The sequence below is a fragment of the Mitsuaria chitosanitabida ATCC BAA-476 = NBRC 102408 genome (assembly GCF_001598255.1).
Classification (GTDB): Bacteria; Pseudomonadota; Gammaproteobacteria; order Burkholderiales; family Burkholderiaceae_C; genus Roseateles; species Roseateles chitosanitabidus.
The window spans coordinates 181,969-187,968 of the sequence record NZ_BCYP01000026.1 but is presented as its reverse complement, the minus strand read 5'-3'; the positions used below and the strand labels follow the sequence as shown (position 1 = coordinate 187,968).

The following is a 6,000-nucleotide window of genomic DNA, read 5'->3' as shown; positions in this document are numbered from 1 at the left end:
ACTCCCACTATCACTTCCACTCTCACTCCCTCTCCCGCTTGCGGGAGAGGGTCGGGGTGAGGGTCTTCCCGCGCCCACGCCCCTCCCCACCCCGATCCGCCTCGAGATCAGCAACGGTGTCGGCACGACCGGCATGGCCGCGAAGGTCGACCGCTGGATGGTCGAGCAAGGCATGCCCAAGTCCCGGTTGACGAACCAACCCAGCTACGACGTCGTCCGCACCCGCGTGGACTATCGCGCCGGCCAGGCCGAGAGCGCCCGCCGGATCGCCGCCGCCCTCCCGCCGGGCGTGCCCTCGCAACTGTGCGAGCAGGCCGGCCTGCGCGGCGACGTCCGCGTCGTCATCGGCCGCGACTGGCTGGCCGCCACCGCCACCCCGCGCCGCGTGGCCGCGCTCGCCGGAGGCCTCGACGCCACCTCGGATCTGTGACCGGATGCCCGGCCCCGTCACCCACGGGGCCTACACTCCGGCCCCATGCATGCCGTGCTTCCGTCCCCGGGGACGACCCTCGCCCCCACGCTGGCCTTCATCGCCGCGGTGATCCTGTCCTTCCTCCTCAAGCTCTGGCTCTCCTCCCGCCAGATGCGCCACGTCTCCGGCCACCGCCAGGCGGTCCCCGAGGCCTTCGCCGCCACCGTGCCCCTGTCCGCGCACCAGAAGGCCGCCGACTACACCATCGCCCGCGGCCGCCTGGGCACCCTGCACCTGGCCTGGGACACCGCGCTGCTGATCGGCTGGACGCTGCTCGGCGGACTGGACCTGCTGAACCAATGGGCGCTCACCTGGCGCCACGAACTCGGCGGCATGGGCTACCAGCTCGCGCTGCTCACCGCCTTCGCCCTGCTGTCGGGCGTGCTGGACCTGCCCTGGTCGCTCTACAGCACCTTCCGCCTCGAGGAGCGCTTCGGCTTCAACCGCACGACGCTCAGGCTCTTCATCGTCGACGGCCTCAAGGGCCTGGGCGTGGGCCTGGTGCTGGGCCTGCCCTTCGCCGCGCTGATCCTGTGGCTGATGGGCGCCCCGGGCCACCAATGGTGGCTGTGGGCCTGGGGCGCGTGGGTCGCCTACAACCTGCTGATGATGGTCGTCATCCCGCTGGTCGTCGCCCCGCTGTTCAACAAGTTCGAGCCGCTGTCCGACGCCGCCGTCGCCGACCGCGTCAACGCCCTGCTCCAGCGCTGCGGCTTCGCCTCCAAGGGCCTGTTCGTGATGGACGGCAGCAAGCGCTCCGCCCATGGGAACGCCTACTTCACCGGCCTGGGCGCGGCCAAGCGCGTGGTCTTCTTCGACACCCTGATCGCGCGCCTGAACCCGCCCGAGATCGAGGCCGTGCTGGCCCACGAGCTGGGCCACTTCAAGCGCCGCCACGTGCTGCAGCGCATGCTGCTGAGCTTCGCCCTGAGCCTGGCCGGCTTCGCCCTGCTGGGCTGGCTGAGCGGCCAGGCCGGCTTCTTCCTGAGCCTGGGCGTGCGCCCCAGCCTCGAGGCCCCCAACGACGCGCTGGCGCTGCTGCTGTTCCTGCTGGCGCTGCCCCCGTTCACCTTCTTCGTCACGCCGCTGATGTCCTTCTGGTCCCGCAAGCATGAGTTCGAAGCCGACGCCTACGCCTGCGCGCAGGCCAGCGGCCAGGACCTGTCGAACGCGCTGCTGAAACTGCACGAGGACAACGCCGGCACGCTGACGCCGGATCCTGTCTTCGCGCGCTTCTACTACTCGCATCCGCCCGCGAGCGAGCGTCTGGCGGCCATCGCCGCGGTGGGGCGTCCGGCATGAGCAAGACCGCCCAGATCGGCCTGGTGGTGCGCGGCCACGGCCGCCACTACCTGATCGAGGACGAGACCGGCACCCGCGTGCACTGCCTGACGCGGGGCAAGAAGAGCGATTGCGTGGTCGGCGACCGCGTGCGCTGGCAGCGCAGCAGCGATCACGAGGGCGTGATCGAGGGCGTGGAGCCGCGCCGCAACCTGCTGTTCCGTCAGGACGAGTGGAAGACCAAGAGCTTCGCCGCCAACCTGGACCGGCTGCTGATCCTGGTCGCGGTGGACCCGCAGTTCTCGGAGTCGCAGCTCACCCGCGCGCTGATCGCGGCGGACAGCGCCGGCATCGCGGCCGACATCATCCTGAACAAGACCGACCTGCCCGGCGCGGACTTCGCGCGCCAGCGCTTGGCGCCGTACAAGGCGATGGGACAGCGAGTGCTGGAGCTCAGCCTGAAGGGACGGCCGGACGAGGCGCGCGAGACGCTGATGCCGCTGCTGGAAGGCCAGTCCACCTTGGTGCTGGGCCCCAGCGGCACCGGCAAGAGCACGCTGATCAATCTGCTGGTGCCCGATGCGCAGGCGCAGGTGGGCGAGATCTCGCAGGCGCTGAACTCGGGGCGCCACACGACGACGACGACGCAGTGGTACTGGATGGACGCCGAGCGGCGCAACGGGCTGATCGACTCGCCGGGCTTCCAGGAATTCGGCCTGCGCCAGATCGCGGCGCCGGAGCTCGCGGCTCACATGCCCGATTTCAAGCCCTATCTGGGCGAATGCCGCTTCCACAACTGCAGCCACCGGCATGAGCCGGGCTGCGCGGTGCTGGTGGCGGTCGAGGCCGGGAAGATCAGCCCCCAGCGGTATCGGATCTATGACGAGCTCTGGGAAGAGCTGAGTCGGCCGCCGAATTATTGAAGCGCGGGGGCGAGCCCGAAGACCCTCACCCCTGCCCTCTCCCGCAAGCGGGAGAGGGGGTCACACTCACCGAGCGCCTGACGAGCATGCGGCCGCGGCGCTCCACCACCACCGTCGCCCCTTCTGCCCATCCTGCCCCCTCTTGCCCCCTCTCCCGCGGGGCGGGAGAGGGTTGGGGTGAGGGTGGGAGGATGGCAGTCCGCCGCTGCGGCGAGCTCAGCGTTCCAGGCGCGGATCGGCGTTCGGGACCTCGCGGACTTCCGCGTCGATCACTTCACCTTGCGGCGCGCCGCGTTGGCCCATGCCCGGGCCCGTGCGGAACCCCTGCGTCCGGAACTGCGCCGCGCGCTGGAAGGCCGCGTTGTTGAACGTCGGCTTGCGGCCGCGGATCAGGCTCCACAGCATCAGCACGCCGAAGATCACCAGCCCGGCGGCGAGCACCGCCAGGAACAGCACGATGGAAGCCACCGCCAGCACGAGGCGGGCGGCGATGGAAATCAGGGTCGAGATCAGGTTCATCGTCTTTCGTCGGGGGAAGCATGTCGCACGGCGGGGTCCGGCGCGTCAGCCTCGGCCAATGTAGGGCATCTTGGAAGCCATCACCGTCAGGAAAGGCACGTTGGCCGACAGCGGCAATTCCGCCATGTACAGCAGCGCGCTCGCGGCGTGGTCCACATCCATGACCGGCTCCACCATCGTGCCGCCATGCGCCTGCGGCACGCCCTGCTTGAAGCGCTCGGTCAGGTCGGTCTCGGCATTGCCGATGTCCAGCTGCCCGGCGCAGATGTCGTGCTTGCGGCCGTCCAGCGCCAGGGTCTTGGTCAGCCCGGTGATGGCGTGCTTGGTGGAGGTGTAGGCGATCGAGCCCGGCCGCGGCGCATGGGCCGAGATCGAGCCGTTGTTGACGATGCGGCCGCCGCGCGGGGACTGGCGCTTCATCAGGCCGAAGGCGGCCCGGGCGCACAGGAAGCTGCCGGTCAGGTTGACGTCGACGACGGCGCGCCAGGTCTCGACGCTGAGCTCGTCGATGTCCATCGCGGGGGCGCCGCGACCGGCATTGTTGAAGAGGAAGTCGAGCCGGCCATGCCAGGCCTCGATGGCGGCGAAGGCGGCCGTCACCTGGGCCTCGTCCGCGACGTCGCAAGGCAGCACCAGCGCGCGCTCGGGATGGACCGAGGCCGTTTCCCGCAGCGCGTCCTCGCGGCGCCCCAGCAGGGCGACCTGCCAGCCGGCGTTCATCAGCTTGCGCGCGGCGGCGCGGCCGATGCCGGATCCCGCGCCGGTGACGGCGGCGATGCGGAACAGGGGCACTGCGATGGCGGGGGCCGCGCGCTCGCCGGACTCGGCGAGGGGGCTCACGTTGGCAGCGGCGGAATCGTGGGAGGCGTCGGCGATGTCCATCCGGCCATGATAGGCAGGGTCGACGCGTTCATCGCGCGGCCACCTGTTGGCCGTCGATCGCACGTCGCCCGGTGACCACGACGGTCGGCAGGCTGCGCACCTCGTTGGCGGCCACCGTGCGGGTGGACTTGCCGGAGATGACCACGGTGGGCAACTTCTGCACTTGCGGCTGGGGCTGCGCGGCGCGGGCCGGCAGGGCGAGCAGCAGACCGGCGGCGATGCCGGTGGTCACGCCGACCAGCGCGGCAATGCGCTTGATGGTGGCGAAGCGGTCGTAGCAGCGAATCGTGTTCATCTCGTCCTCCTGCGCCGCGTTGTGGTGGGGTGCGGCATGGGGCGAATGATGACGAGGGTAAACCCTCAACGACAGCGGACTGCGACCAACTCCCGGCTGTGGGCGACGAGTTGCGGATCGGCGCGATGAATGGGGGAACCGTTCAGGGTTTTCCCGACACCCGCGCCGACGATGCCGTCACACGCCGCCCGCGGACACGATGGGCCCCGTCGGCTTGCCGCTGGGCGATCCGCCCGCCGGCTCCAGGCTGATGGCGAAGGCGCTGGTCCCGGACAGCAGGTTCGCCCGGATGACCGTGATCGGCGCCTCGCCGGCCGGGATCAGCCCCAGCGAGCGCGGCGCCCCCGCCTTCGGGACCGCCCAGAGCTCGAGCGACTGCGCCGAGGCCAGCGCGACCGGCGCCAGGGGCTTGAGCACCAGCGCCCGGCCGTCCGCGGACACGCTGGCGACGAAGCTCGTGGGCATCAGTTGCAGGCCCTCCGGCGTGCTGCGCAGGACGACCACGACCGGCGCCGCTTCCGGGACGGGTCGCGCCACCATCACCGCGAGCACCATCGAGGCCGCCATCGCCACCGCGCTCACGCCGCGCCACAGGCGCAGCTGTCCGCGACCGGACGCGGCCGGGGCCACCCGTGCGTCGTTGGCGCTGCCGAACAGGGTCGCCTGGATGGCCATCCAGACCCGGGCGGGCGGTTCCACCGGCTCCACCTGGCCGGCCAGGAGCTGCAGGCGGGCGAGCCACTGCGCCGCCGCGCGTGCCAGGACGGGATGCGCCGGCAGCAACTGCTCGAAGCGCCGCCGGGCGCCGCCCCGCAGCGTACCCACCGCGTAGTCGGCCGCCAGGCGCTCGGCCCGTTCCGGGTGTCCGTAGTCCATCAGGCGACCCTCCCCATCGATCCCAGGCGCTCGCTCGCGCGATCCAGGCAGGCGCGCAAGCTCTGCAGGCCGCGGCGCACCCAGCTCTTCACCGTGCCCAGCGGCTGGTGCATGTGCTCGGCCACCTCGGCATGCGACAGGCCCTGGTAGTAGGCCAGGGCCAGACTGCTGCGCTGTTCCCCGCTCAAGGCGGACATGCAGCGCTCCAGCGAGAGCGCCCGGCTGGAGTCATCCAGCAGATCCAGCGGGCCGGGCGTGTCGCTCGGCAGGTGCGCGAGCAGGTCGCCGGCGCCCTCCTCCCCGCCGCCCTCCGGATCGTCCAGGCCACTGAATCGGCTGATCGTCACGGGCTGCGAGGCCCCGCGCCGCAGGCTGTCGATGGCGCGGTGCCGGGCAATCGTAGTCAGCCAGGTCAGGGGTTGGGCCTGACGCGGGTCGTAGGTCGCCGCCTGTTTCCAGACCGTCACGTAGACCTCCTGCAGGACTTCCTCGGCATGGCCGCGATCGCGGTTGATGCGCAACACCTGACCGAAGAGCGTGGCGCTCGTGGCGCGATAGAGCGCGGCGAAGGCCTCGCGGTCGGCCCGGGCGACGCGCGCCATGATCCCGACCAGACGGGCATCCCGAACGGCGTTGGGGGACTGGGCGGTCGCCGACGGGTCGCCGGCGTCGGTCGGAGCGGTGGGCGCGGTCATGCCGTTTGTACGCAGCTCACGGGATATCGGATCTCCGGATTGCCGCGGTCCCCGTTT

At 71.2% G+C, this 6,000-nt stretch carries 8 protein-coding genes; 3 read left to right on the top strand and 5 right to left on the bottom strand.

Annotated elements, in window-relative coordinates:
• The first annotated feature begins 94 nt into the window (after window positions 1-94).
• From MCHT01_RS17525 to rsgA, 3 genes are read left to right on the top strand one after another with little or no spacing between them, the layout of a single operon-like run.
• Window positions 95-430, top strand: coding sequence for a LytR C-terminal domain-containing protein (locus MCHT01_RS17525; RefSeq protein ID WP_369688629.1), 336 nt, complete (start codon window positions 95-97; stop codon window positions 428-430).
• Between the two features lie 45 nt (window positions 431-475).
• Complete coding sequence (locus tag MCHT01_RS17520) at window positions 476-1,774, top strand: M48 family metallopeptidase (protein ID WP_067066838.1); 1,299 nt, start codon at window positions 476-478, stop codon at window positions 1,772-1,774.
• On the top strand, window positions 1,771-2,676 hold the full coding sequence (gene rsgA / locus MCHT01_RS17515; RefSeq protein ID WP_067066836.1) for a ribosome small subunit-dependent GTPase A: 906 nt from the start codon (window positions 1,771-1,773) through the stop codon (window positions 2,674-2,676). Before MCHT01_RS17520 ends, rsgA begins: the two co-directional genes overlap by 4 nt.
• A 216-nt stretch (window positions 2,677-2,892) precedes the next feature.
• Here rsgA and MCHT01_RS17510 read toward each other — a convergent pair whose 3' ends face one another.
• From MCHT01_RS17510 to MCHT01_RS17490, 5 genes are all read right to left on the bottom strand, one after another.
• Window positions 2,893-3,195: a hypothetical protein gene (locus MCHT01_RS17510; protein WP_067066835.1), complete on the bottom strand. Its 303-nt coding sequence runs from the start codon at window positions 3,193-3,195 to the stop codon at window positions 2,893-2,895.
• Window positions 3,196-3,240: 45 nt separating this feature from the next.
• Window positions 3,241-4,077 (bottom strand): SDR family oxidoreductase, encoded by an 837-nt coding sequence (locus tag MCHT01_RS17505; protein WP_084452859.1) that lies wholly within the window; start codon window positions 4,075-4,077, stop codon window positions 3,241-3,243.
• Between the two features lie 28 nt (window positions 4,078-4,105).
• A complete protein-coding gene (locus MCHT01_RS17500) occupies window positions 4,106-4,372 on the bottom strand; it encodes a hypothetical protein (protein WP_067066833.1) in 267 nt (88 codons plus the stop codon).
• A 177-nt stretch (window positions 4,373-4,549) separates the two neighbouring features.
• On the bottom strand, window positions 4,550-5,248 hold the full coding sequence (locus MCHT01_RS17495) for an anti-sigma factor (RefSeq protein ID WP_067066832.1): 699 nt from the start codon (window positions 5,246-5,248) through the stop codon (window positions 4,550-4,552).
• The gene (locus MCHT01_RS17490; protein WP_245643389.1) at window positions 5,248-5,943 is read right to left on the bottom strand and encodes a sigma-70 family RNA polymerase sigma factor; all 696 of its coding nucleotides are present in this window, start codon (window positions 5,941-5,943) and stop codon (window positions 5,248-5,250) included. Before MCHT01_RS17490 ends, MCHT01_RS17495 begins: the two co-directional genes overlap by 1 nt.
• Window positions 5,944-6,000 lie beyond the last annotated feature (57 nt).